The organism is Pseudomonas sp. yb_2 (assembly GCF_043103905.1).
Classification (GTDB): domain Bacteria; phylum Pseudomonadota; class Gammaproteobacteria; order Pseudomonadales; family Pseudomonadaceae; genus Aquipseudomonas; species Aquipseudomonas alloputida.
In genome coordinates, this window is the sequence record NZ_JBICKH010000006.1 from 127,711 (window position 1) to 151,890 (window position 24,180).

Genomic DNA, 24,180 nt, shown 5'->3' on the forward strand with positions numbered 1-24,180 from the left:
CCCTCCGGTGGCCGAACCGTTTTATGCAGTGAGAACATGACCCTACCAGCCCGCTCGAAACTCGCCCGCCTGTCGTATGGAATCCTGGCCTACGTGAGCCTCGGGGTGGGCCTGGTTGCCATTGTGATTCCCGGCTTGCCGACCACCGAGTTCATCCTGCTGGCCGCCTGGGCCGCCACACGCAGTTCACCGCGCCTGTCGGCATGGCTGGAGAACCACCGGCTGTTCGGGCCAATTCTGCATAACTGGCGCAACGGCAAGGTGATCCAGCGCCGGGCCAAGGTCAGCGCAACCATCAGCATGCTGCTGTGCGCGGGCCTGATGCTGACCTTTCTGGAACATCACTGGCCGGTATTCCTGGCAATCGCCGGCATGACCCTGGGCAACCTGTGGATCTGGTCACGCCCGGAACATGCCTGCCCTGCCCCGTCACAAGCTCAGCAGCCCTGAATACAAGGCGTAGGCCGCCAGCGCGGCACCCACCAGCACGGCGGCGAAAATCAGCTTTTCCCAGGCCGTGAACAACGTCTGCCCCTGCTCATGCTTGGCCCTCGCGAACAAGATGACGCCGGGGGCGTACAGCAGCGCCGAAAGCAGCAGGTACTTGAGCCCGCCGGCATACAGCAGCCACACGGCATACAGCAGGGCAACCAGCGCCACCAGCAAGTCCTTGCGCCGCAACCTCGGCTGCCCGCCATAGGTTTCTGCGCGCATCGCCAGCAGCACGGCATAGGCCGCAGACCACAGGTAGGGCACCAGGATCATTGACGAGGCCAGGTAGATCAGACTGGTGTACGTACCGGCGGAGAACAGCGTAATCAGCAGGAAACCCTGAATCATGCAGTTGGTCAGCCACAGGGCGTTAGCCGGCACATGGTTGGCGTTTTCCTTGGCCAGAAAGCGCGGCATGGTCTTGTCCCGCGCCGTGGCGTAAAGGATTTCGGCACACAGCAGCGCCCATGAAAGCAAGGCGCCAAGCAGCGAGACCGCCAGGCCGAGGCTGATCAGCAAGGCGCCCCAGGGGCCGACGATATGCTCCAGCACCGAGGCCAGCGAGGGGTTCTGCAGACCGGCCAGTTCCGGTTGGGTCATGATGCCCAGCGACAACACGTTGACCAGCACCAGCAGCGCCAGCACACCCAGAAAACCGATGACCGTGGCCTTGCCCACATCTGACCGACGCTGGGCGCGCCCGGAATACACACTGGCGCCCTCGATGCCGATGAACACGAACACGGTCACCAGCATCATGTTGCGCACCTGCTCCAGCACGCTGCCGAATTGTGGGTTGCTCAAGCCCCAGATATCCCGGGTGAAGATATCGGCGCGGAAGGCAAATGCCGCGATCACCACGAAAATCAGCAAAGGCACCACTTTGGCCACGGTGGTGACCTGGTTGATGAAGGCCGCCTCCTTGATACCGCGCAGCACCAGAAAATGTACCGACCACAGCAGCAGCGATGCACAACCGATGGCGATGGGTGTGTTGCCTTCGCCGAACACCGGGAAGTAGAAGCCCAGGGTGCTGAACAGCAGCACGAAATAGCCGACGTTGCCCAGCCAGGCGCTGATCCAGTAGCCCCAGGCCGAGGAAAAGCCCATGTACTCGCCAAAGCCGGCCTTAGCGTAGGCATATACCCCCGAGTCCAGTTCCGGCTTGCGGTTGGCCAGGGTCTGGAACACGAAGGCCAGGGCCAACATGCCGACCGCGGTGATCCCCCAGCCGATCAGCACTGCGCCCACATCAGCACGCGCGGCCATGTTCTGCGGCAGCGAGAAGATCCCGCCGCCAATCATCGACCCGACCACCAGCGCGATCAGCGCGCCCAGGCGCAGCTTCTGTCCCGGTTCGCTCATGAGCCTCCCTTTCTTCGAGCCCTGTCATGCGTTTGAAACAGCCTTGCGGGCTATATGAATATCGTTACTTATACTAAAGCTGTGCGTTCAACCTATATCACTCATAACTGCTTTGTCTATGTGCCTGCTCTCTCAAAACTAGCAGCAGTCCGGCAACTAGAAAAGAAACGGATAAAACTCGAAATTCTTGTGGAAAATTTGCGAAAGCGGCAAAAGCAGCTAGTTTCAAGCATCGCAGGCTGAACAGAGCGTTTGCTCTAGAAGGACATGGAGGTGCCAGTACGCAAGGCCTGCAGCTCAAGCTGTCGGCACTCTCCAGGAGCACCCGTGAAGGAAATTTCCTACCTTCACGGCGCCTTAAACTGACATAAGTCAGCTCAAGGCAAAGGCGTCGGATCTATTCTGTCGTCAACTTTCTCCTGGCAGGAGTTGTTAAATGTCTGATTCATCCGGAAAACTAAAGCTCGGCGCGTTAGTTGCACTTGTCGTCGGCTCGATGATTGGCGGCGGTATCTTCTCGCTGCCACAAAACATGGCCGCCAGCGCAGGGGTTGGGGCCGTACTGATCGGCTGGGCGATCACCGCAGTCGGCATGCTGACCCTGGCCTTCGTGTTCCAGACCCTGGCCAACCGCAAGCCCGACCTGGATGGTGGGGTGTATGCGTATGCCAAGGCTGGCTTCGGCGACTACATGGGCTTTTCCTCAGCCTGGGGCTACTGGATCAGTGCCTGGCTGGGCAACGTCGGCTACTTCGTGCTGCTGTTCAGCACCCTGGGCTACTTCTTCCCGATCTTCGGTGAAGGCAACACCCCAGCCGCCATCATTGGCGCGTCGATCCTGTTGTGGGCGGTGCACTTCCTGGTACTGCGCGGCATCAAGGAAGCCGCCTTCATCAACTTGGTCACCACTGTGGCCAAAGTGGTGCCGCTGGTGCTGTTCGCCCTGATCTGCCTGTTCGCCTTCAGGCTCGACATCTTCACCGCCGATATCTGGGCCATGGGCACGCCAGAGCTTGGCAGTGTCATGAACCAGGTGCGCAACATGATGCTGGTCACCGTGTGGGTGTTCATCGGCATCGAGGGCGCGAGCATCTTCTCGGCGCGGGCGGAAAAACGCACCGACGTGGGCAAGGCAACGGTGATCGGCTTCGTGACCGTGCTGCTGTTCCTGGTGTTGGTCAACGTGCTGTCGCTGGGCATCATGACTCAACCGGAACTGGCCAAGCTGCAGAACCCGTCGATGGCTGCCGTGCTGGAGCATGTGGTCGGCCACTGGGGGGCGGTGCTGATCAGCGTCGGCCTGGTCATCTCGCTGCTCGGGGCGCTGCTGTCGTGGGTGCTGCTGTGCGCCGAGATCATGTTCGCCGCAGCCAAGGACCACACCATGCCGGAGTTCCTGCGCCGCGAGAACGCCAAACAGGTACCGGCCAACGCCCTGTGGCTGACCAACGCCATGGTGCAGATCTTTCTGGTCATCACGCTGTTCTCAAGCAGCACCTACCTGTCTCTGATCTACCTCGCCACCTCGATGATCCTGGTGCCCTACCTGTGGTCGGCAGCCTATGCGTTCCTGCTGGCACTGCGCAGCGAAACCTACGAACAAGCCCTGGCCGAACGCAAGAAGGACCTGATCATCGGTGGCATCGCCCTGTTGTACGCCATCTGGCTGCTGTACGCCGGCGGCGTGAAATACCTGCTGCTCTCTGCCCTGCTCTACGCACCTGGCGCCATCCTGTTCGCCAAGGCCAAGCGTGAGGTGGGCAAACCGGTCTTCACCAACGTGGAAAAACTGATCTTCGCAGCCGTGGTCATTGGCGCCCTGGTGGCAGCCTATGGCCTGTATGACGGCTTCCTGACCCTTTGACCCACGTCTTCGCTCAATTGGAGGAATGAAACCATGTCCGCTGAAAAACAGAAGTACGGTGTCCACTCCGAAGCCGGCAAACTGCGCAAAGTGATGGTTTGCGCCCCGGGCCTGGCGCACAAGCGCCTGACGCCGAGCAACTGTGACGAACTGCTGTTCGACGACGTGATCTGGGTCGACCAGGCCAAGCGTGACCATTTCGACTTCGTCACCAAGATGCGCGAGCGTGGCGTGGATGTGCTGGAGATGCACAACCTGCTGACCGATATCGTGCAGAACAAAGAGGCGCTCAAGTGGATCCTCGACCGCAAGATCACCCCTGACACCGTCGGCGTAGGCCTGACCAACGAAGTGCGTAGCTGGCTCGAAGGCCTGGAGCCACGCCACCTGGCCGAATTCCTGATCGGCGGCGTGGCGGGCCAGGACCTGCCGCAAAGCGAAGGCGCCGATGTCGTGAAGATGTACAACGACTACCTGGGCCACTCCAGCTTCATCCTGCCACCACTGCCCAACACCCAGTTCACGCGCGACACCACCTGCTGGATCTACGGCGGCGTGACGTTGAACCCGATGTACTGGCCGGCGCGTCGCCAGGAAACGCTTTTGACCACCGCCATCTACAAGTTCCACAAGGAGTTCACCGAGGCCGACTTCCAGGTGTGGTATGGCGACCCGGACAAGGACCATGGCAATGCCACGCTCGAAGGCGGTGATGTGATGCCGATCGGCAATGGCATCGTGCTCATCGGCATGGGCGAGCGCACCTCGCGCCAGGCCATCGGCCAGCTCGCGCAAAACCTGTTTGCCAAGGGCGCCGTCAAGGAAGTGATCGTCGCCGGCCTGCCAAAGTCCCGCGCCGCCATGCACCTGGACACTGTCTTCAGCTTCTGCGACCGCGACCTGGTCACGGTCTTCCCGGAAGTGGTGAAAGAGATTGTGCCATTCATCATCCGCCCGGACGAAAGCAAGCCTTACGGAATGGATGTACGCCGCATCAACAAGTCGTTCATCGAAGTGGTGGGCGAGCAACTGGGCGTCCAGCTGCGCGTGGTCGAGACCGGCGGCAACAGCTTCGCCGCCGAGCGCGAACAGTGGGATGACGGTAACAACGTGGTGGCCATCGAGCCAGGCGTGGTCATTGGCTACGACCGCAACACCTACACCAACACCCTGCTGCGCAAGGCCGGCATCGAGGTCATCACCATCAGCGCCGGCGAACTGGGCCGGGGCCGTGGCGGCGGCCACTGCATGACCTGCCCTATCGTGCGCGACCCGATCGACTACTAACGACCATTACGCCCGGCCGCACCCATGAAGTGGCGGCCGGGACATCACCGAACTCAAGGAGAAACTGTCATGGCGTTCAACATTCACAACCGCAACTTGCTCAGCCTGGAACACCACACCACCCGTGAGTTGCGCTACCTGCTGGACCTGTCCCGCGACCTCAAGCGCGCCAAGTACACGGGCACCGAGCAGCAGCACCTGAAGGGCAACAACATCGCCCTGATCTTCGAAAAAACCTCCACCCGTACCCGTTGTGCCTTCGAAGTCGCAGCCTATGACCAAGGCGCCAACGTCACCTACATCGACCCCAACTCCTCGCAGATCGGCCACAAGGAAAGCATGAAGGACACCGCCCGTGTGCTTGGGCGCATGTATGACGCCATCGAGTACCGTGGCTTCAAGCAGGAAATCGTCGAAGAGCTGGCCAAGTTCGCCGGCGTACCGGTGTTCAACGGCCTGACCGACGAATACCACCCGACCCAGATGATCGCCGACGTGCTGACCATGCGTGAGCACAGCGACAAGCCGCTGCACGACATCAGCTACGCCTACCTGGGCGATGCCCGCAACAACATGGGCAACTCGCTGCTGCTGATCGGCGCCAAGCTGGGCATGGATGTGCGCATCGCCGCGCCCAAGGCACTGTGGCCACATGACGACCTGGTCGAGCGCTGCAAGCAGTACGCTGAAGAAAGCGGCGCACGCATTACCCTCACCGAAGACCCGAAAGCCGCGGTCAAGGGTGTCGACTTTGTGCATACCGACGTGTGGGTATCGATGGGCGAGCCGATCGAAGCCTGGGGCGAGCGCATCAAGCAGCTCAAGCCTTATCAGGTGAATGCCGAACTGATGAAGTCCACCGGTAACCCACGGACCAAGTTCATGCACTGCCTGCCGGCATTCCACAACTCCGAAACCAAGGTAGGCAAGCAGATCGCCGAACAATACCCGGACCTGGCCAACGGCATCGAAGTGACCGATGACGTGTTCGAGTCGCCAGCGTGCATCGCCTTCGAGCAGGCGGAAAACCGCATGCACACGATCAAGGCGATCCTGGTATCGACCCTGGCTGATCTATAAGTAGCCCGCAGTCCCTGTGGGAGCGGGCGTGCCCGCGAAGGCGTCAGCCGCATCATCGATGATGTCAGGTCTGGCCTCTTCGCGGGCATGCCCGCTCCCACAGCGAACTCCGCAGCTTCCGTGCAGCGACAGTCCATTCATTCTTTCGCTAAAGGACATTCCACATGCGTATCGTTGTTGCATTGGGCGGCAACGCCCTGCTTCGTCGCGGCGAGCCCATGACCGCTGACAACCAGCGCGCCAATATCCGCACCGCCACCGAACAGATCGCCAAGATTCACCCTGGCAACGAGCTGGTCATCGCCCACGGCAACGGCCCGCAAGTGGGTCTGCTGTCGCTTCAGGCCCTGTCGTACAAGCCAGACGAGGCCTACCCGCTGGACGTGCTGGGTGCCGAGACCGAGGGCATGATCGGTTACATGATCGAACAGGAACTGGGCAACCTGCTGGCCTTCGAGGTGCCGTTCGCCACCCTGCTGACCCAGGTGGAAGTGGACGCCAACGACCCTGCCTTCAAGGACCCGACCAAGTTCATCGGTCCGGTCTACAGCAAGGAAGAGGCCGAGCGCCTGGCCAAGGAAAAGGGCTGGGTGGTCAAGGCCGACGGCGACAAGTACCGCCGCGTGGTAGCCAGCCCGAAACCCAAGCGCATCTTCGAAATTCGCCCGATCAAGTGGCTGCTGGAAAAAAGCAGCATCGTGATTTGCGCAGGCGGTGGCGGCATCCCCACCATGTACGATGAAAACCGCAAGCTCAAAGGCATCGAGGCGGTGATCGACAAAGACCTGTGCTCGGCGCTGCTGGCCGAGCAATTGGAAGCCGACCTTCTGATTATCGCCACCGACGTCGATGCAGCCTACATTGACTGGGGCAAGCCGACGCAGAAGGCCATCGCCCAGGCCCACCCGGACGCGTTGGAAACGCTGGGGTTTGCCGCCGGCTCCATGGGGCCGAAGGTGCAGGCCGCCTGCGACTTTGCCCGCAACACCGGCAAGGTGGCGGTGATCAGTTCGCTGGAGAACATCGAAGGCATCGTCAAAGGCAAAGCCGGCACTCGGGTTTCCACCGAGAAGCCGGGGATCAGCTACCGTTGAATGCAGTCAGCGGGCTTACGCGGCCCGCCATTTTCGACCTTCCAAAGGAGATAGCCATGGCCCAGTATCACTCCGGTCATGTACACATCGAGCGCACTGCGCTGAACAACGCCGACCACAGCTATGACCTGAACATCGAGTACGAGGCCGTGGCGGACCCCAAGGAAGGCAGAGGTATTCAGTTCCACATGCATGGCAGCATCGAAGGCAAGCCGGTGGAAGAAAAGTTCTTCCTGGCCAAGGACCAGGTCTTGCCCAGCTTCCTCATGCTACTGACCCGCAAGGCGCAGTCATATCTGGCGCCGCCGAAGAAATTCGAGACCCTGAGTTCGCCGCACAAGCTCTATGACCATATGTTCGCGGACATTCGCGAAAAGCTCGATGTGAAATCGGGCGACCCGATCAAACCTGAACATCTGGAGTGACCCTTTTCGCGAGCAAGCCCGCCCCTACAGCAGCAACCCTGTGGGAGCGGGCGCGCCCGCGAATGCGCCACCGCCAACCTTGGGCCTGAACCCCGTCTCAGGGCATACTGGCGGCCTCCATTGCCAACTGTTCGAACCCCATGCGCATCCACGTCAGCTTCATCGACCGCGTCGGCATCACCCAGGAAGTCCTCGCCCTGCTCGGTGCCCGCAACCTCAACCTGGACGCCGTGGAGATGGTCCCGCCGAACGTCTACATCGACGCCCCCACCCTCAGCCCCGCCGTACTTGAAGAACTGCACGACGCGCTGTTCGAAGTACACGGCGTGCAATCGGTGGACGTGGTCGACATCCTCCCCGGCCAGCGCCGCCACCTGCAACTCGATGCCCTGCTGGCCGCCATGAGCGACCCGGTGCTGGCGGTAGATAGTGCAGGCCTGGTGCTGTTGGCCAACCCGGCGCTGATCGAACTGTGCGGCCGCGAATCTGCCGGCCGCTCGGTGGGTGAGCTGTTTGGCGACCCCGCGCTGCTGCAGGCGCTGCTGGACAACAACTTCCACCTGCCCATGCGCGAAATGCAGCTGAACGGCCATAGCCTGCTGCTGGACGCCATGCCGATTACCAACGCCGGTGGCCTGCTGACGCTGTACCCACCTTCGCGTATGGGCGAACGCCTGTCGGCCCTGCACCACGACCACGCCGAAGGCTTCGATGCCTTGCTGGGCGAGTCGCCGGCCATCCGCACCCTCAAGGCCCGCGCCTTACGCGTGGCTGCGCTCGATGCACCGCTGCTGGTGCATGGCGAGACCGGCACCGGTAAAGAACTGGTAGCCCGCGCCTGCCATGCCGTCAGCAGCCGCCATGCGGCCCCGTTCCTGGCCCTGAACTGCGCCGCGCTGCCCGAGAGCCTGGCCGAAAGCGAGCTGTTCGGCTACGCGCCCGGGGCCTTTACCGGCGCGCAACGAGGTGGCAAGCCTGGGCTGATGGAACTGGCCAACCAGGGCACCGTGTTCCTCGATGAAATTGGTGAAATGTCACCCTACCTGCAGGCCAAGCTGCTGCGTTTTCTCAGCGATGGCAGCTTCCGCCGGGTGGGTGGCGACCGTGAAGTGAAGGTGGATGTGCGCATCATCAGCGCCACCCACCGCGATCTGGAGCGCATGGTCGCCGAAGGCAGCTTCCGCGAAGACCTGTTCTACCGTCTGAACGTGCTTAACCTGGAGGTACCGCCGCTTCGCGACCGTGGCCAGGACATCCTGATGCTGGCGCACTTCTTCATGCAGCAGGCGTGCACGCAGATCCAGCGCCCAGCCTGTCGGCTGACCCCCTCCACCCATTCGGCACTGCTGGCCAACCCTTGGCCGGGCAATGTGCGCCAGTTGCAGAACGTGATCTTCCGCGCCGCGGCTATCTGCGAGGGCAACCTGGTGGATATCGGCGACCTGGATATCGCCGGCACCTCGGTGGCACGCGGGCAAGACGGCGAAGTGGCCAGCCTGGAACAGGCTGTAGGTGATTTCGAGCGCGAACTGTTACAGCGCTTATACGCCAGCTACCCGTCAACACGGCAACTGGCCGGGCGCTTGCAAACTTCGCACACGGCTATCGCGCAGAGGCTGCGTAAATATGGAATACCCGGGAAACCATGACGGCTGTGGTCAAAACCCATAATTGAATCGGACTTTTCCTAGCCGCTCAGCCACATTTGACTGGAGTGCTCCCCGTAGAATGGCGACATTGTAATTTTGCTTGTCACCCTGAACGAAGAGTACCCTGATGTTCGAACTCGATTTTTACGGGACACTTGTAGCCGCCTCTTTGGTACTGCTACTGGGACGCGGCCTGGTTGCACGCATTGGTTTCCTGCGCGCATACAATATCCCGGAGCCTGTTGCAGGCGGCCTGGTCGTTGCCTTGTCACTCCTGGCATTGCGCAGTTTCGATGTACACGTCCAATTTGATACCTCGTTGCAAACACCGTTGATGCTGGCATTCTTCGCTACCATCGGCTTGAGTGCAGACTTCGCAAGCCTGAAGAAGGGTGGACGCGTGGTCGCCGTATTCCTTCTGGTGGTGACGGGTTTGCTAATGGTTCAGAACGCCATGGGCATCGGCCTGGCAACAGCATTGGGGCTCGACCCGCTGATGGGCCTGCTAGCCGGATCGATCAGCTTGTCGGGTGGCCACGGCACAGGCGCTGCCTGGGGCGCGACCTTCACTGAGCGGTTCGGCCTGGCTTCGGCTTCGGAACTGGCAATGGCCTCTGCCACTTTCGGCCTGGTGTTGGGCGGTTTGATTGGTGGCCCAGTCGCCCGGTTGCTGATCAAACGGGTCGAAACGCCTGGGGTGCAAGAAGAAGCACCGCAATTACCCAAAGGCTTTGAACAACCGGACAAAGAGCGCCTGATCACCTCGTTTTCATTTATAGAAACCTTGGCACTTATTGCTGTCAGCTTACTGACGGGCACATTACTTAATGGCTTGTTGAAAGGCACAGCATTCGAACTGCCGACATTCGTTTGCGTACTCTTCGTCGGTGTAGTGTTGCGCAATGGGCTTCGGGCTTTAGGTGTTTACAAAGTATTCGAACGGGAAGTGTCGGTACTGGGCAATGTGAGTTTGTCCCTGTTCCTGGCCATTGCCTTGATGTCGCTCAAGTTGTGGGACCTGGCAGCCCTGGCATTACCCTTCTTTACCTTGTTGGCCGCACAGACACTGGTCATGGCGCTGTTCGCAATCTTCGTGACGTTCAAGGTAATGGGGCGCAACTACGATGCAGCAGTCCTGGCTGCCGGCCACTGTGGCTTCGGCCTGGGTGCTACACCGACAGCCATCGCCAACATGCAGGCGGTGACACAACGCTATGGGGCCTCGCACCTCGCCTTCCTGGTGGTGCCGATGGTGGGGGCGTTCTTCATCGACATCATCAATGTCATCGTGATCAAGCTGTACCTGGCATTGCCTTGGTTTGTTGCGGGTTAAGCGAGGTCACGAACCTGTGAAGCCAGGGCAAGCAATCAGAACGTCGTTCTGAGTTGCGTGGGGCCTGCCGGTACAGCCTACCAACGCAGCATGCGGGGGCCCCACCAGGCACCGAACACCGTCGGCACGAGCATGCCGAGGACATACCACACCCCCCAGAACGGCACGCCCATTTCCGGGCAATGCAGGCAGTAGGCCACCGTTGCGCTCGACCCCGCCAGCAGGCCACCGGCAGCACCTGCCAGCCGTAACCGGGTCGGCGCCAAGCCTTTCAGCGCCCAGAACACGGTGACAAAGGCCGGCACCGACAGCAACGCGATATTCAGTGCGCAGGTACGCCATGTGCGCCCGAACAACAGGTCGGCGCGCGCATCCACAGGCGCCCCGGCGATACTCACCGCCGCCCCGCACCAGACCAGCAGCAGTGGCAAGCCGAGCATCTTCCAGCCTGCAGCACCCTTCCCCCCTGGCCTGGCCAAGCGGCTCGTCAACCACAGCCCGATCAACGCCAAGCTGGTCGGAAAGGCGACTTTGCCCCAGAACAGCGGGGTTTGTGCGACCTCTGTGATATCACTGCGTACACCGTAAAGGGTAATAGTCAGCAGCAGTGCTGCGGTCAGCCCGCCCAGCACAGCCACTGCCATCCGCCTGCCAACGGCGTGGCGCGGCACTGGCCCTTCGCCTGCGGCCAGCAAGGCAATCAAATCGTCAGTCTTCATGGTTGTTGGCTCCTCCAATCAGCCTGGATAGCGCTTTCAGACCTCGATGTATCCCAACCTTTACCGCTGAACTGGAAAGCCCGGTAAGTTGTGCCGTCTCCTCGACAGACAAACCCTCCAGCTTGACATGAACAATCGGCAGTCGTTGCCGCTCTGGCAGCTGTTTGAGCAGCTTGGTCAGGTCTCGGCTGGCCTCGGCTGATTCAACCTCCGAGACGGCAAACAGTTGCGCCTCATCGTCCAGCACATCATGCCGGACGTCGCGACGTGAAACACTTCGCAGATGATCCGCCAGCTTGTAACGGGCGATCGCCTGCACCCAGGCAGTCAAAGGCTGCTGCGGCTGGTAAGTGTGGCGCGCGTTATGCACCGCCAGTAGCACATCCTGCACCATGTCCTCTATCTCGGCCGGGCGCCTGCTCAGACGGCTGCGCAGAAACGCACGTACATGCAGCGCAAGCGTGCCAAGAAAATCCTGATAGGCCAGCTGGTCGCCTGTCAGCCCCTGAAGCAACAGTGCTTTCAACCGGGCCTCGCGAGCCTCGAGCTCATCCTGTGAGTTAGTTCGCTGCATGGGTCGCCTGGGTTACACCCTGAATACAATTGACTTGATTCATCCGCTCCCGCCGTGTGGCACGCAGGTGCTGCAAATATGCCATGCCCTTGGCTTCAACATCAGGTCGTGAAGACTCGCCCTGAAAAAATTTCTTCCAAGGCTGTAACCCGTTTTACGCAAGGCACGAATTACTCCATGAGCCGCCGGTATAGACCACGGCCACACTCTCAGGAGATTGACCATGAAAACCCTCGCCCTCACCACCGCAGCACTCGCGCTTGCCACGCTTGCAGGCGCCGCCATGGCGGCCGACAGCACGCAACCCGCAGGCAATGGCGCTGCCATGGAAAAATGCTACGGCGTCGCCATGGCAGGAAAGAACGATTGCAAGGCCGGCGCCGGCACCAGCTGCGCTGGCAGTGCGAAGAAGGACTACGACGGCATGCACTGGAAAAACGTCCCCGCCGGCACCTGCACATCGATCAAGACACCCGCCGGCATGGGCTCGCTGACACCTATCAAGTCTTGATCAGGGGAAACCGACCATGAACGCAGACGCACGAATGGGCGCCGGAGTCAGCCTGAAGGCCGAGCACTACGACCAGGCGCTGGCGTGCAATCTCGAAGGGCTCTGGTTTGAAGTTCACCCGGAGAACTACATGGTCGGTGGCCCTCGCCTTGCCTGGCTGAACCGAATCGCAGAGCGGCACCCGGTCTCATTGCATGGTGTGGCACTTTCGCTTGCGGCTGACGCGGCCCCCGATCAGGACCATCTGCAGCGTCTGCGCGCACTGTGCGATCAGATCGAACCGGTACTGGTATCAGAGCACCTGGCCTGGTCAACCTGGCAGGGGCACTACCATCCAGACCTGCTGCCATTTCCGCGCAGCAACGAAGCCCTGCAGCGCATCGCTGAAAACATCCAGCGATGCCAGGAGGTTTTGGGCCGGCGGATATCCATCGAAAACCCCAGTCATTACTTGCAGCTGCAGGGCCATGAATGGGACGAGATCGACTTTCTTGGCGAACTGACACGTCGCACCGGTTGTGGTCTGTTGCTGGACATCAACAACGTCTACGTGAGCGCTCACAATCTGGGGTTCTCGGCAACTGCCTACCTGGACCGCTTTCCAGCGCAAGCCATCACAGAAGTTCATCTGGCCGGGCACAGCGACGATGACCAAGGCAGCCTGCTGATCGACTCTCATGATGCGCAGGTCGCCGAGCCTGTATGGGCGCTGTACCGCAAACTGGTATCCCGTGTCGGCCCGCGCCCGACCCTCATTGAACGTGACGACAAGCTTCCCCCGTTCACCGAACTGCTTGCTGAACGGTCCATTGCACAGTCGATCATGACTTGCCCAGGTGTATTGCCATGAACCTTTCCCTTGGTCAGTTCCAGCAAGCGTTCATCGAGGCACTCTATTCCCGTCCCGCTCCCCAGCTTGCGGGCGTGACCGAACAAGCGGCGTTCGCGGTTTATCGCAACACGGTGTTGGCCGGCTGCGTGGATGCGCTGCGCGCAAACTTTCCGAGCGTGTGCACACTCGTCGGGCGCGCCTGGATGGACGAGACCGCGGCAATCTATGCGCGGCAATTCCCCCCCAGCGATCCCCGGCTGATCTGCTACGGCGCGACCTTCCCGGATTTCCTCGAAGACATTCAGTCACAGCACGCTGTGCCGTATCTGGCGGAAGTCGCCCGCCTGGACCTGCGTTGGACAGAAGCCTTCAGTGCGCCGTACGAAACGTGCCTGAACCTTGTCGAACTGGCAGGCATGACCCCCAGCGATCTTGATCACGGTTGCTTGCACCCCCGTGCCAGTGCTCGCTGGTACTGGTGCGAGGCGCACCCTGTGTACACCCTGTGGCGCTGCGCCCGCGAGCAGGTTGCCTGGCCCGATGACCAGCCATGGGTGGGCGAAGGGGTGCTGTTTGTCGGCACCGCTGATGGCGTATGCCACCAGCCACTGGGAAAAGGTGGCCATGCGTTTCTCAGGGCCTGTGCTGCCGGACAGTCGCTGATGCAGGCCTCGGACCTGGCGCGACACGCTGAAACCGACCTGGATTTCACCGAGATGCTCGGGCGCCTGATGACAGCCCAGGCGTTTCGCTCACTCGCCTTCACAGGAGAACACCACCATGGCTAGTGCCGATTTCACGCCCTCGGCCAGCAGCCTGCGGCGCGCCTGGAACCACGTTGCACAGAGCCTCGAGCGCCGTTTGAGCGATGACCTGTTGTGCCTGGTCGCCCGGTTCGGGATCGCCTCGATATTCTTTCTTTCCGGACGCACCAAAGTGGAGGGTTTCCTCACCCTTACACCCGGCACCTATGAGCTGTTCCGCACCGAGTACGCGCTGCCTCTACTCTCGCCCTGGCTTGCAGCGCACCTGGCCGCCTACGCTGAGCACTTGTTCCCGCTATTGCTGGTGCTCGGGCTGATGACCCGGCTATCGGCGCTGGCACTGCTGGGCATGACGTTGGTGATCGAAGTGTTCGTCTACCCCGATGCGTGGCCCACCCACCTGACCTGGGCAGGGCTCTTGCTGCTTCTGGTCGCCCGTGGCGCCGGCGCGTTTTCGCTGGATCATTTGCTGAAAGTGAGATGACCGAAGGCCATTGGCACCTCGCCAGTCCAGGCACCACATGTATCGTTTTCGCTACGTCGTATCGAAAACGATACACAGCCTCCTCGCCGTCGGTGCACAAGGGTTTGATGCTCAAACCCTTTTCCTCTCAGAGGCACCTGTAACGATATCATTCCACACAATAAATACGGCTTCTCCGTAAATTTACGTAATCTATTGATAAATAAGAAATTTTATAGGTTGGCCGCATTATTGCTAAGGGAATCCTACCCTAAGAGCGCGGCGCCACCGCGCCCCCAACGCCCTGCTTCCCGAGGATTCCCCATGAGCGAGTTGCGTTTCACTGAAGATCACGAATGGCTGCGCGTCGAAGCCGATGGCAGCGTCACCGTGGGCATCACCGCCTACGCCCAGAATGCCCTTGGCGACGTGGTTTTCGTGCAACTGCCAGAGTTGCAGCAGTATGAAAAAGGCAACGAAGCGTCCACCGTCGAATCGGTCAAGGCCGCCAGCGGCGTGTACATGCCACTGACGGGTGAAGTGGTCGAGGTCAACGGCCAGCTCGAAGACAGCCCTGAACTGGTCAACGAAGACCCGATGGGCGAAGGCTGGTTCTTCCGCTTCATCCCTGCCGATGCAGAAGCCGTAACCGCTCTGCTCGATCAGGACGCCTACGACCGCCTGCTCAAAGCCAACGACGACGCCTGAGGAATCCCGCCATGACCATCAACCTCGGCACCGCCAACGAATTCATCGCCCGTCACATAGGCCCGCGCGCCGCTGACGAACAGGCCATGCTCACTGCACTGGGCTTCGACTCGCTGGACGCCATGACCGCTGCGGTCATCCCCGACAGCATCAAAGGTACCAGCGTGCTTGGCTCGCACGACGGCCAGAGCGAGGCCGACGCGCTCGCTGCGCTCAAGGCCATCGCTGGCAAGAACCAGCTGTTCAAAAGCTACATCGGCCAGGGCTACTACAACACCCACACTCCGGCACCGATCCTGCGCAACCTGCTGGAAAACCCGGCCTGGTACACCGCCTACACCCCGTATCAGCCAGAAATTTCCCAAGGCCGCCTGGAAGCACTGCTGAACTTCCAGACCCTGATCAGCGACCTCACCGGCCTGCCGATCGCCAACGCCTCCTTGCTCGACGAAGCCACTGCTGCGGCCGAGGCCATGACCTTCTGCAAGCGCCTGTCGAAGAACAAGTCCAGCCATGCCTTCTTCGCCTCCGTGCACTGTCACCCGCAAACCCTCGACGTGCTGCGCACCCGTGCCGAGCCGCTGGGTATCGAGGTTGTGGTTGGCGACGAGCGCGAGCTGGGCGATGTCAGCGCCTTCTTCGGCGCCCTGCTGCAATACCCGGCCAGCAACGGTGAAGTGTTCGACTACCGCGAGGTCGTGCAGCGCTTCCACGCGGCCAACGCCCTGGTCGCCGTAGCGGCAGACCTGCTGGCCCTGACCCTGCTGACCCCACCGGGCGAATTCGACGCCGACGTGGCCATCGGCAGCGCCCAGCGCTTCGGCGTGCCACTGGGCTTCGGTGGCCCGCACGCGGCTTACTTCGCCACCCGCGACGCGTTCAAGCGCGACATGCCTGGCCGCCTGGTCGGCGTGTCGATCGACCGCTTCGGCAAAACCGCCCTGCGTCTGGCCATGCAGACCCGCGAGCAGCACATCCGCCGCGAAAAGGCCACCAGCAACATCTGCACCGCCCAGGTGCTGCTGGCCAACATCGCCAGCATGTTCGCCGTGTACCACGGCCCTGCCGGTCTCAAGCGCATTGCCGAGCGCACCCACGCCCTGACCGCGATCCTCGCCGCCGGCCTGAAGGCGCTGGGCGTACAAGTGGTGGGCGCCAGCGCCTTCGATACCCTGACCCTGGCCACCGGCACTGCCACCGCCAGCCTGCATGACAAGGCACGCGCCCAGGGCATCAACCTGCGCCAGATCGATGCCGCCCATGTGGGCCTGTCTCTGGACGAAACCAGCACTCAGGCTGACGTCGAGTCGCTGTGGCAGCTGTTGGGTGGCGAGCAGGCACAGCCTGATTTCACCGCATTGGCCGCCAGCACCGGTTCCCTGCTGCCTGCCGCCCTGCTGCGCCAGTCGGCCATCCTCGAACACCCGGTGTTCAACCGCTACCACAGCGAAACCGAGCTGATGCGCTACCTGCGCCGCCTGGCCGACAAGGACCTGGCGCTGGACCGCAGCATGATCCCGCTGGGCTCGTGCACCATGAAGCTGAACGCCGCCAGCGAAATGATCCCGGTCACCTGGGCCGAGTTCGGCAACCTGCACCCGTTCGCCCCGGCCGAGCAGAGCCAGGGCTACCTGCAGATGACCACCGAACTGGAGGCCATGCTGTGCGCGGCCACTGGCTATGATGCCGTGTCGCTGCAGCCCAACGCCGGCTCGCAGGGCGAATACGCCGGGCTGTTGGCGATCCGCGCCTACCACCGCAGCCGTGGTGAAGGCCATCGCGATATCTGCCTGATCCCGTCGTCGGCCCATGGCACCAACCCGGCCACCGCACACATGGCTGGCATGCGTGTCGTGGTTACCGCCTGTGACGCCCGTGGCAACGTCGATGTCGAGGACCTGCGCGCCAAAGCCATCGAGCACCGCGAGCGCCTGGCTGCAATCATGATCACCTACCCGTCGACCCACGGCGTGTTCGAGGAAGCGATCGGCGAAATCTGCGCGATCATCCACGACAACGGCGGCCAGGTGTACATCGATGGCGCCAACATGAACGCCATGGTCGGACTGTGCGCGCCAGGCAAGTTCGGCGGCGACGTTTCCCACCTGAACCTGCACAAGACCTTCTGCATCCCGCACGGTGGTGGTGGCCCGGGTGTTGGCCCGATTGGCGTCAAGTCGCACCTGGCGCCGTTCCTGCCAGGCCATGCACAGCTGGAAAACACCCAGGGCGCGGTATGCGCTGCGCCGTTCGGTAGCGCCAGCATCCTGCCCATCACATGGATGTATATCCGCATGATGGGCGGTGCCGGCCTCAAACGTGCCTCGCAGATGGCAATCCTCAACGCCAACTACATCGCCCGCCGCCTGGAAGAGCACTATCCTGTTCTGTATACCGGCGGTAACGGCCTGGTGGCTCACGAGTGCATTCTCGACCTGCGCCCACTGAAGGACACCAGCGGCATCAGTGTCGACGACGTGGCCAAGCGGTTGATCGACTTCGGCTTCCACGCCCCGACCATGTCCTTCCCGGTGGCTGGCACGCTGATGATCGAACCGACCGAAAGCGAGTCCAAAGAAGAACTGGACCGCTTCTGCAACGCAATGATCCAGATCCGCGAAGAAATCCGCGCGGTGGAGGACGGTAGCCTGGACAAGGACGACAACCCGCTGAAAAACGCACCGCACACTGCGGCTGAGCTGGTTGGCGAATGGACCCATGGCTACAGCCGCGAGCAGGCGGTATACCCCCTGGCGAGCCTGGTGGAAGGCAAGTACTGGCCGCCGGTCGGCCGGGTCGACAACGTGTTCGGCGACCGCAACCTGGTGTGCGCCTGCCCGTCGATCGAGAGCTATCAGGACGCCTGATAGCCCCTCCCCGCCACCTGGCTTGGGTGGCGGGCTCCTACAGGGCTCAATGTCCACCCAACAACCTGGCAGGAGGTCCACATGTCACTGAGCGTCTTCGACCTGTTCAAGATCGGCATCGGACCCTCCAGCTCCCACACGGTCGGCCCGATGCGCGCCGCTGCGCGGTTTGCCGAAGGGTTGCGCCGTGACGGCCTGCTGGCCCGCACCGCCAGCGTCAAAGCCGAGCTGTATGGCTCACTGGGCGCTACAGGCAAAGGCCACGGCAGTGACAAAGCCGTGCTGCTGGGCCTTGAAGGCGAACACCCGGACATTATCGACACCGACAGCATTCCCGCCCGCCTGCAGGTCATCCGCGACAGCGGACACATCAACCTGCTGGGCGAACACAGCATTGCGTTCATCGAAAAGCAGCACCTGGCGATGATCCGCAAGCCGTTGGACTACCACCCCAACGGCATGATATTCCGCGCCTTCGACGACGCAGGCCTGCAAATCCGAAGCCGCGAGTACTACTCGGTAGGCGGTGGTTTCGTGGTCGACGAGGACGCTGCCGGCCATGACCGCATCGTCGAAGACACCACGGTGCTGGCCTATCCGTTCAAGACCGCCAAGGCGCTCCTCGGCCACTGCACCGCGCATGACCTGTCGGTGAGCCAGGTGATGCTGGCCAATGAGTCCGCCTGGCGCCCAGAAGCAGAAACCCGGGCCGGGCTGCTGCGCATCTGGCAGGTGATGCAAGATTGCGTCGCGGCAGGTTGCCAGCATGAGGGCATATTACCGGGAGGGCTCAAGGTCAAGCGCCGCGCGCCGGCCCTGTACCGCCAACTGAGCGGCCACCCGGAAGCCAGCCTGCGTGACGCCCTGTCCGTGCTCGACTGGGTCAACCTCTACGCCTTGGCGGTGAACGAGGAAAACGCCTACGGCGGTCGTGTGGTCACCGCCCCTACCAACGGCGCAGCGGGCATCGTCCCGGCAGTCCTTCACTACTACATGCGATTCGTCCCGGGGGCCAGCGAGGATGGGGTGGTGCGCTTTCTGCTCACCGCCGCAGCCATCGGCATCCTGTACAAGGAAAACGCCTCCATCTCCGGCGCCGAAGTGGGCTGCCAGGGCGAGGTCGGCGTCGCCTGCTCGATGGCCGCCGGGGCGCTGTGCGAAGTGATGGGCGGCAGCGTGCAGCAGGTGGAGAACGCCGCCGAAATAGGCATGGAACACAACCTGGGCCTGACCTGCGACCCGATCGGCGGCCTCGTACAGGTGCCCTGTATCGAGCGCAATGCGATGGGCTCGGTGAAGGCCATCAACGCGGTACGCATGGCCCTGCGCGGCGACGGGCAGCACTACGTGTCGCTGGACAAGGTCATCCGCACCATGCGCCAGACCGGCGCCGACATGAAAAGCAAATACAAAGAGACCGCCCGTGGCGGCCTGGCCGTCAACATCATCGAATGTTGACCCGACAATGACAGTAAGGAGTCATCGATGTCCGAAACACTGCTCAAGACCCCACTGCATGCCCTGCATCTGGAACTGGGTGCACGCATGGTGCCGTTCGCCGGCTACGACATGCCGGTGCAGTACCCGCTGGGCGTGCTCAAGGAACACCTGCACACCCGCGAGCAGGCCGGCCTGTTCGACGTCTCGCACATGGGCCAGATCATTCTGCGTGGCGCTGACGCCGCCAAGGCGCTGGAAAGCCTGGTACCGGTGGACATCATCGACCTGCCAGTGGGTATGCAGCGCTATGCCATGTTCACCAATGAGCAAGGCGGCATTCTCGACGACCTGATGGTTGCCAACCTGGGCGAGGACACCCTGTTCCTGGTCGTCAACGCCGCCTGCAAGGAGCAGGACCTGGCTCACCTGCAAACCCACATCGGCAGCCGTTGCGAGGTGCAGCCGCTGTTCGAGGAGCGTGCCCTGCTCGCCCTGCAAGGCCCGGCTGCAGTCAAGGTGCTGGAACGCCTGGCTCCAGAAGTGGCCGGCATGACCTTCATGCAGTTCCGCCGGGTAAAACTGCTGGGTGTGGACTGCTTCGTCAGCCGCTCGGGCTACACCGGCGAAGACGGCTACGAGATCTCGGTACCGGTCAACGCTGCCGACGCCTTGGCCCGCCGCCTGATGGCCGAGCCGGAAGTACAGCCGATCGGCTTGGGCGCACGCGACTCGCTGCGCCTGGAAGCTGGCCTGTGCCTGTATGGCCACGACATGAACAGCGAGACTACGCCGATCGAAGCCAGCCTGCTGTGGGCAATTTCCAAGGTGCGCCGTGCCGACGGTGCACGTGCTGCCGGCTTCCCGGGTGCCGAGGCGATCTTCGCCCACGTGCGCGATGGTGTTGCGCGCAAACGTGTCGGCCTGCTGCCGCAGGAGCGTACGCCTGTTCGTGAAGGTGCGGACATTGTCGACGCAAACGATAAACCGGTGGGTAAAGTGTGCAGCGGGGGCTTTGGCCCGACACTCGCTGCCCCTGTCGCCATGGGTTATATCGATAGTGAACATGCTGCACTCGACACCGCACTGTTTGCCGTGGTGCGTGGAAAGAAGGTGGCCTTGAAAGTCAGCAAAATGCCTTTCGTGACACCACGTTACTACCGTGGCTGAAACGGCTTTGTGAAGGTTTTGGGCAGCATAGACATATTCGTTTTCGAACCTGCCCAATAACTTTTGAACATGGCGCCAGGCCAGGCGCCATGCCGTTTCCGACAAATCGGTCGGTTATCGGCAAGCCGCCAGTTTTCCATACGACCAAGGGCTTGTTTTTCGCTCGAGAGTTGGCGTAGAGTCACTGCACTGTGTTTGCATGGGTCGCAACAGTTCGTGACCTGGGCCAGTAGCCGAGATTTGCTACAACCCGTTCGACGTCTCTTACTTCCTGCAACCCAGCCCAGTAATCTTTCGCTTACAAAAAAGTGCGAAAGTAACTGTCATCAAAATTTAAGTTTCATAGGAAATAAGACAATGGCTGAGCGTCAGAAGGGTACCGTCAAGTGGTTCAATGACGAAAAAGGTTACGGCTTCATCACCCCAGAAAGCGGTCCGGATCTCTTCGTTCACTTCCGCGCTATCGAAGGCAACGGCTTCAAGAGCCTGAAAGAAGGCCAGCAAGTCACCTTCGAAGCAGTCCAAGGCCAGAAAGGCATGCAGGCTGACAAGGTTCAACCTGTCTGATCCAGCGCCAGACTTTGAAAAGCCCCTGCCAAGTGCAGGGGCTTTTTTTTGCCCGTAGAATAGTGGGCTCGTCTTTTGGAGCGTCCTGCATGTCCAAGCCTCTACTCACTCCCCAAGGGGATTTTCCACCGGTCGGCCTGGGCCGGCGCCTGGCAGCGATGTTCTATGACTTTTTACTGTGCACCGCACTGCTGATCGTGACCGCCGGCGCCTACAAGATGATTCAGATGTCGATCATCGGCGAAGCACGCATGCGCGAGCTGACCGAGGCCGGCGCACTGGATGGCGACCCATTGCTGTCTACGGTATTGCTGTTTGCCCTGTTCGGCTTCTTTGCCAAGTTCTGGACCCACGGCGGGCAGACGCTGGGTATGCAGGTATGGGGCGTTCGGGTGCAGAATGCCGATGGCTCGGCCATCAGCCTGTGGCAGGCGCTGTTGCGGTTCGTCGTGTCGATCGCCTCGTGGCTGTGCCTGGGGCTGGGTTTTTTCTGGGTGCTGATCGACAAGCGCAAGCGCGGTTGGCATGACATCTATTCGGAAAGCCAGCTGGTGCGGGTGCCGAAACAGAAGAAATAAGCCAGAGGATTGGAGTTGCCTTCGGGCCCTTTCCTCATGCCTGCGCGGTACCTGTAGCGAAGAGGTCGGGCCAGATTAATACCCATGAAAAAGCCGACCCTGAGGTCGGCTTTCTTGTGCAGCTCAGGCTATTAACCTGCCCGGCGCAACAACCACACACCGGCCAAGGCACAGATGCCCGCCGGTATCACCACCGCCAGCAGCGGCGGGAAGCCGAATACCTGGCTCGACGGCCCAAGCAGGTCCTGACCAATGCGAAACACGAAGCCTACCAGCACACCCGTGAACACGCGCTGACCAAGGGTAACCGAACGCAGCGGGCCAAAGATGAACGAGATCGCCATCAGCACCAGGGCCGCCGTTACCATCGGCTGCAGCACCTTGGTCCAGAACGCCAGCCAGTAGCGGGAGTTGTTCAGGCCCTGATCAGACAAGTAGTGGATGTAATCCCACAACCCGGTAATCGAAAGCGACTCTGGCGCGAGGATCACGGTATTGAGCAGTTCTGGCGTGAGCGAAACATCCCAGCGCTCCTCCGGCGCGTTGACCACCTCGGTGTGGTCGCCGCGGAAGTAGGTGGTACGCACATCGGCGAGCAGCCAGTGGTCGTTCTGGTACTGCGCACGGCGGGCAAAGCTCGAGGTGACAATCTTGCGCTCGCTGTCGAAGCGGTAGCGGGTCACGCCCAGCAGCAGGCCATCGGGCTGTACGGCGTTGATGTGCACGTACTCCTCGCCCTGGCGGTGCCACATGCCACGTTTGGAGCTTTGTGCTTCACCACCACCCTGGGCCAGGGAACGGTCGGCCTGGGCCTTGTTCTCGGTCACCGGTGCCACATATTCGCCAATCAGCAGCCCCACCAGCATCAGCACCAGCATCGGCTTCATCACCGCCCAGACGATACGGCCAATGGACACGCCGGCCGCACGCATGATGGTCAGCTCGCTGCTGCTGGCCAGACTGCCCAGGCCGATCAGGCAACCGATCAAGGCGGCCATTGGCAGCATTTCATACAGCCGCCGAGGTGCGGTAAGCAGAACAAAGTTACCCGCTTCCATCACCGTGTAGGTGTCGCTCAGGTCGCCCATTTCATCGATGAAGGCGAAAAGCGAAGCCAGGCCGAGGATGATCCCCAGCACGGCCAGGATGGCCAGCAGCACGCTCTGGCCGATGTAGCGATCGAGCTTAGCCATGGGCCACCTCCGCACGGCGGGCGGCACGTTTGAGGCGCAGCGGCTCCCAGTACATCAGGCCAAGGCCGATCAGCAGGAACAGGCCGTGGACCCACCACATGCCCAGGGCGATCGGCAGTTTGCCCTTCTCGAGGGCGCCGCGTACGGAAATCAGCATTGTCAGGTAGGCCATGTACAGAAGAATTGCCGGCAGCAGCTTGAGGAAGCGGCCCTGGCGCGGGTTGACCCGCGACAGTGGCACCGCCAGCAGGGTGACGACGAACACCAGGATCGGCAGCGACAACCGCCATTGCAGCTCGGCGCGCTCACGCAGGCCCTCCTTGCCGATCAGTTCGGAGGTGGGAAGCGCTTCGCGCTCGGTCACTTCCTCGGCGACTTCCGGCTTGGGCAGCAGCACGCCGTAGGTGTCGTACTTGATGGCGCGGTAGTCGGCCTGGCCCGGGTTGCCGTCGTAGCGGTAACCGTTTTCCAGCACCAGGTAGCGGTTGCCGTCGGCCTGGATTTCCTGGTGGCCTTTCTCGGCGACCAGCACCGACGGGGCGCGGTCCTTGGTCTTGTCCTGGTTGAAGCGCTTCTCGGAGATGAACACCCCGCCCAGGTTGATGCGGTCATCCGACAGTTGCTCGGTATAGGTTACCCGCGAGCCATCACGCAAGGTCTGGAAGCGGCCCGGCACCAAGGTGTCGAACTCGGTCAGGGCATCCTGCTGGCTGATGATCTGCTGCACCTGGGCCACGCCCAGCGGGGCCAGGCTCAGGCTCAGCCAGGCCACCAGCAGGGCAACCAGGGCAGCCGGCGCCATGGTCATGCCCAGCAGGCGCTGCTGGCTCATGCCAGTGGCCGACAGCACGGTCATCTCGCTTTCCAGGTACAGGCGCCCGTAAGCCAGGAGGATGCCGAGGAACAGCCCCAGAGGCAGAATCAGTTGCAGGAAGCCTGGCAAGCGGAAGCCCATGATCAGGAACAACACGCCCGGGTCGAGCACGCCCTGGGCAGCCTGGGCCAGGTACTTGATGAAGCGCCCGCTCATGATGATCACCAACAGCACAGCGCTGACGGCGCTCAAGGTGACCAGGACCTCGCGGGACAGATAACGAAAGACGATCAAACCAGACACTCCTGGGTTGTCAGGGCGGACTGCCATGCAATGGCGCCAAACAATGACTTAGTACATCCAAGACCAATGCCGGTTCGCCAAAGGCGAACCT

At 61.6% G+C, this 24,180-nt stretch carries 23 protein-coding genes; 18 read left to right on the forward strand and 5 right to left on the reverse strand.

Annotation, left to right across the window (positions count from 1 at the left end; translation table 11 throughout):
• Positions 1-36: 36 nt before the first annotated feature.
• Entirely contained in the window at positions 37-450 is a 414-nt protein-coding gene (locus ACF8FB_RS01715) for a YbaN family protein (RefSeq protein WP_010952188.1), read from the forward strand.
• Here ACF8FB_RS01715 and arcD (ACF8FB_RS01720) read toward each other — a convergent pair.
• Entirely contained in the window at positions 430-1,857 is a 1,428-nt protein-coding gene (gene arcD / locus ACF8FB_RS01720) for an arginine-ornithine antiporter (protein WP_392509170.1), read from the reverse strand. The two genes, ACF8FB_RS01715 and arcD (ACF8FB_RS01720), sit on opposite strands and share 21 nt — an antisense overlap.
• Positions 1,858-2,293: 436 nt before the next feature.
• Between arcD (ACF8FB_RS01720) and arcD (ACF8FB_RS01725) the strand changes: the two genes are divergently transcribed.
• From arcD (ACF8FB_RS01725) to gltS, 7 genes are all read left to right on the forward strand, one after another.
• Positions 2,294-3,721 (forward strand): arginine-ornithine antiporter, encoded by a 1,428-nt coding sequence (gene arcD / locus ACF8FB_RS01725; protein WP_010952187.1) that lies wholly within the window; start codon positions 2,294-2,296, stop codon positions 3,719-3,721.
• Between the two features lie 33 nt (positions 3,722-3,754).
• The gene (gene arcA, locus ACF8FB_RS01730) at positions 3,755-5,008 is read left to right on the forward strand and encodes an arginine deiminase (protein WP_014589852.1); all 1,254 of its coding nucleotides are present in this window, start codon (positions 3,755-3,757) and stop codon (positions 5,006-5,008) included.
• A 69-nt stretch (positions 5,009-5,077) separates the two neighbouring features.
• Positions 5,078-6,088, forward strand: coding sequence for an ornithine carbamoyltransferase (locus tag ACF8FB_RS01735; protein ID WP_010952185.1), 1,011 nt, complete (start codon positions 5,078-5,080; stop codon positions 6,086-6,088).
• A gap of 164 nt (positions 6,089-6,252) precedes the next feature.
• Positions 6,253-7,182 (forward strand): carbamate kinase, encoded by a 930-nt coding sequence (arcC, locus tag ACF8FB_RS01740; protein ID WP_047605011.1) that lies wholly within the window; start codon positions 6,253-6,255, stop codon positions 7,180-7,182.
• A gap of 56 nt (positions 7,183-7,238) precedes the next feature.
• Positions 7,239-7,607 carry a DUF5064 family protein gene (locus tag ACF8FB_RS01745; RefSeq protein ID WP_049588478.1) on the forward strand — a complete coding sequence of 123 codons (369 nt, stop codon included), beginning with the start codon at positions 7,239-7,241 and terminating at the stop codon, positions 7,605-7,607.
• 140 nt (positions 7,608-7,747) lie between these two features.
• Positions 7,748-9,256: a sigma-54-dependent transcriptional regulator gene (locus ACF8FB_RS01750; protein WP_003255078.1), complete on the forward strand. Its 1,509-nt coding sequence runs from the start codon at positions 7,748-7,750 to the stop codon at positions 9,254-9,256.
• A gap of 127 nt (positions 9,257-9,383) precedes the next feature.
• Positions 9,384-10,589, forward strand: a complete 1,206-nt coding sequence (gene gltS, locus ACF8FB_RS01755; protein WP_010952182.1) for a sodium/glutamate symporter — start codon at positions 9,384-9,386, stop codon at positions 10,587-10,589.
• Positions 10,590-10,666: 77 nt separating this feature from the next.
• Here the strand turns inward: gltS and ACF8FB_RS01760 are convergent, their stop codons facing one another.
• Both ACF8FB_RS01760 and ACF8FB_RS01765 read right to left on the reverse strand, forming a co-directional pair.
• Positions 10,667-11,308, reverse strand: coding sequence for a DUF1109 domain-containing protein (locus ACF8FB_RS01760; protein WP_020189902.1), 642 nt, complete (start codon positions 11,306-11,308; stop codon positions 10,667-10,669).
• Positions 11,298-11,882, reverse strand: a complete 585-nt coding sequence (locus ACF8FB_RS01765) for a sigma-70 family RNA polymerase sigma factor (protein WP_392509171.1) — start codon at positions 11,880-11,882, stop codon at positions 11,298-11,300. Before ACF8FB_RS01765 ends, ACF8FB_RS01760 begins: the two co-directional genes overlap by 11 nt.
• Positions 11,883-12,105: 223 nt before the next feature.
• Here ACF8FB_RS01765 and ACF8FB_RS01770 point away from each other — a divergent pair, with 223 nt between their 5' ends.
• The 10 genes from ACF8FB_RS01770 to ACF8FB_RS01815 all read left to right on the forward strand — a co-directional run bounded on the left by ACF8FB_RS01770 (position 12,106) and on the right by ACF8FB_RS01815 (position 21,779).
• Positions 12,106-12,393: a DUF2282 domain-containing protein gene (locus ACF8FB_RS01770; RefSeq protein ID WP_010952179.1), complete on the forward strand. Its 288-nt coding sequence runs from the start codon at positions 12,106-12,108 to the stop codon at positions 12,391-12,393.
• Between the two features lie 16 nt (positions 12,394-12,409).
• Positions 12,410-13,243 (forward strand): DUF692 domain-containing protein, encoded by an 834-nt coding sequence (locus ACF8FB_RS01775; protein WP_392509172.1) that lies wholly within the window; start codon positions 12,410-12,412, stop codon positions 13,241-13,243.
• On the forward strand, positions 13,240-14,013 hold the full coding sequence (locus tag ACF8FB_RS01780; protein WP_392510942.1) for a DNA-binding domain-containing protein: 774 nt from the start codon (positions 13,240-13,242) through the stop codon (positions 14,011-14,013). Before ACF8FB_RS01775 ends, ACF8FB_RS01780 begins: the two co-directional genes overlap by 4 nt.
• Positions 14,006-14,473: a DoxX family protein gene (locus ACF8FB_RS01785; protein ID WP_392510944.1), complete on the forward strand. Its 468-nt coding sequence runs from the start codon at positions 14,006-14,008 to the stop codon at positions 14,471-14,473. Before ACF8FB_RS01780 ends, ACF8FB_RS01785 begins: the two co-directional genes overlap by 8 nt.
• 303 nt (positions 14,474-14,776) lie before the next feature.
• Positions 14,777-15,160 carry a glycine cleavage system protein GcvH gene (gene gcvH, locus ACF8FB_RS01790; protein WP_010952175.1) on the forward strand — a complete coding sequence of 128 codons (384 nt, stop codon included), beginning with the start codon at positions 14,777-14,779 and terminating at the stop codon, positions 15,158-15,160.
• Between the two features lie 11 nt (positions 15,161-15,171).
• Complete coding sequence (gcvP, locus tag ACF8FB_RS01795; protein WP_003255089.1) at positions 15,172-18,027, forward strand: aminomethyl-transferring glycine dehydrogenase; 2,856 nt, start codon at positions 15,172-15,174, stop codon at positions 18,025-18,027.
• A gap of 81 nt (positions 18,028-18,108) precedes the next feature.
• The gene (locus ACF8FB_RS01800; RefSeq protein WP_010952174.1) at positions 18,109-19,485 is read left to right on the forward strand and encodes an L-serine ammonia-lyase; all 1,377 of its coding nucleotides are present in this window, start codon (positions 18,109-18,111) and stop codon (positions 19,483-19,485) included.
• A 27-nt stretch (positions 19,486-19,512) separates the two neighbouring features.
• Positions 19,513-20,634: a glycine cleavage system aminomethyltransferase GcvT gene (gene gcvT / locus ACF8FB_RS01805; RefSeq protein ID WP_010952173.1), complete on the forward strand. Its 1,122-nt coding sequence runs from the start codon at positions 19,513-19,515 to the stop codon at positions 20,632-20,634.
• A gap of 357 nt (positions 20,635-20,991) precedes the next feature.
• Positions 20,992-21,201, forward strand: a complete 210-nt coding sequence (locus ACF8FB_RS01810; protein WP_014589840.1) for a cold-shock protein — start codon at positions 20,992-20,994, stop codon at positions 21,199-21,201.
• 89 nt (positions 21,202-21,290) lie between these two features.
• The gene (locus ACF8FB_RS01815) at positions 21,291-21,779 is read left to right on the forward strand and encodes an RDD family protein (RefSeq protein ID WP_003255094.1); all 489 of its coding nucleotides are present in this window, start codon (positions 21,291-21,293) and stop codon (positions 21,777-21,779) included.
• A 131-nt stretch (positions 21,780-21,910) separates the two neighbouring features.
• Here ACF8FB_RS01815 and lptG read toward each other — a convergent pair whose 3' ends face one another.
• Together lptG and lptF are read right to left on the reverse strand one after the other, a co-directional pair.
• Positions 21,911-22,972, reverse strand: coding sequence for an LPS export ABC transporter permease LptG (gene lptG / locus ACF8FB_RS01820; protein WP_010952171.1), 1,062 nt, complete (start codon positions 22,970-22,972; stop codon positions 21,911-21,913).
• Positions 22,965-24,080, reverse strand: coding sequence for an LPS export ABC transporter permease LptF (gene lptF / locus ACF8FB_RS01825; protein ID WP_004575655.1), 1,116 nt, complete (start codon positions 24,078-24,080; stop codon positions 22,965-22,967). Before lptF ends, lptG begins: the two co-directional genes overlap by 8 nt.
• Positions 24,081-24,180 lie beyond the last annotated feature (100 nt).

Bases quoted from the DNA above. Each gene is read 5' to 3' on its own strand.
- ACF8FB_RS01715 (WP_010952188.1), top strand. From the start codon at position 37: ATGACCCTACCAGCCCGCTCGAAACTCGCCCGCCTGTCGTATGGAATC.
- arcD (WP_392509170.1), bottom strand. From the start codon at position 1,857: ATGAGCGAACCGGGACAGAAGCTGCGCCTGGGCGCGCTGATCGCGCTG.
- arcD (WP_010952187.1), top strand. From the start codon at position 2,294: ATGTCTGATTCATCCGGAAAACTAAAGCTCGGCGCGTTAGTTGCACTT.
- arcA (WP_014589852.1), top strand. From the start codon at position 3,755: ATGTCCGCTGAAAAACAGAAGTACGGTGTCCACTCCGAAGCCGGCAAA.
- ACF8FB_RS01735 (WP_010952185.1), top strand. From the start codon at position 5,078: ATGGCGTTCAACATTCACAACCGCAACTTGCTCAGCCTGGAACACCAC.
- arcC (WP_047605011.1), top strand. From the start codon at position 6,253: ATGCGTATCGTTGTTGCATTGGGCGGCAACGCCCTGCTTCGTCGCGGC.
- ACF8FB_RS01745 (WP_049588478.1), top strand. From the start codon at position 7,239: ATGGCCCAGTATCACTCCGGTCATGTACACATCGAGCGCACTGCGCTG.
- ACF8FB_RS01750 (WP_003255078.1), top strand. From the start codon at position 7,748: ATGCGCATCCACGTCAGCTTCATCGACCGCGTCGGCATCACCCAGGAA.
- gltS (WP_010952182.1), top strand. From the start codon at position 9,384: ATGTTCGAACTCGATTTTTACGGGACACTTGTAGCCGCCTCTTTGGTA.
- ACF8FB_RS01760 (WP_020189902.1), bottom strand. From the start codon at position 11,308: ATGAAGACTGACGATTTGATTGCCTTGCTGGCCGCAGGCGAAGGGCCA.
- ACF8FB_RS01765 (WP_392509171.1), bottom strand. From the start codon at position 11,882: ATGCAGCGAACTAACTCACAGGATGAGCTCGAGGCTCGCGAGGCCCGG.
- ACF8FB_RS01770 (WP_010952179.1), top strand. From the start codon at position 12,106: ATGAAAACCCTCGCCCTCACCACCGCAGCACTCGCGCTTGCCACGCTT.
- ACF8FB_RS01775 (WP_392509172.1), top strand. From the start codon at position 12,410: ATGAACGCAGACGCACGAATGGGCGCCGGAGTCAGCCTGAAGGCCGAG.
- ACF8FB_RS01780 (WP_392510942.1), top strand. From the start codon at position 13,240: ATGAACCTTTCCCTTGGTCAGTTCCAGCAAGCGTTCATCGAGGCACTC.
- ACF8FB_RS01785 (WP_392510944.1), top strand. From the start codon at position 14,006: ATGGCTAGTGCCGATTTCACGCCCTCGGCCAGCAGCCTGCGGCGCGCC.
- gcvH (WP_010952175.1), top strand. From the start codon at position 14,777: ATGAGCGAGTTGCGTTTCACTGAAGATCACGAATGGCTGCGCGTCGAA.
- gcvP (WP_003255089.1), top strand. From the start codon at position 15,172: ATGACCATCAACCTCGGCACCGCCAACGAATTCATCGCCCGTCACATA.
- ACF8FB_RS01800 (WP_010952174.1), top strand. From the start codon at position 18,109: ATGTCACTGAGCGTCTTCGACCTGTTCAAGATCGGCATCGGACCCTCC.
- gcvT (WP_010952173.1), top strand. From the start codon at position 19,513: ATGTCCGAAACACTGCTCAAGACCCCACTGCATGCCCTGCATCTGGAA.
- ACF8FB_RS01810 (WP_014589840.1), top strand. From the start codon at position 20,992: ATGGCTGAGCGTCAGAAGGGTACCGTCAAGTGGTTCAATGACGAAAAA.
- ACF8FB_RS01815 (WP_003255094.1), top strand. From the start codon at position 21,291: ATGTCCAAGCCTCTACTCACTCCCCAAGGGGATTTTCCACCGGTCGGC.
- lptG (WP_010952171.1), bottom strand. From the start codon at position 22,972: ATGGCTAAGCTCGATCGCTACATCGGCCAGAGCGTGCTGCTGGCCATC.